This window comes from Thiocapsa sp. (assembly GCF_011390875.1).
Lineage (GTDB): Bacteria > Pseudomonadota > Gammaproteobacteria > Chromatiales > Chromatiaceae > Thiocapsa.
In genome coordinates this window covers 1-232 of sequence record NZ_JAABRP010000026.1, presented here as the reverse complement: position 1 = coordinate 232, position 232 = coordinate 1, and the positions used below count along the sequence as shown (strand labels likewise).

1 pseudogene is annotated in these 232 nt (G+C 62.5%); it reads left to right on the top strand.

What is annotated here, in order from left to right:
• A pseudogene (locus tag GPT33_RS03475) lies at positions 1 to 232 on the top strand (glutamate dehydrogenase); the annotation flags it as partial.

Here is a 232-nt window from a genome sequence, read left to right as displayed (position 1 = left end):
GTGCTCATGGACGCCGGCGTTGCATTCGGACCCGGCAAGGCCGCCAACGCCGGCGGCGTGGCGACAAGCGCCTTGGAGATGCAGCAGAACGCCAGCCGCGACTCCTGGAGCTTCGAGTACACCGAGCAGCGTCTCAAAGAGATCATGGTGAACATCCATCGCAACTGCTACGAGACCAGCGAGGAGTTCGACTCGAAGGGCAACTATGTCGTCGGTGCGAACATCGCCGGCT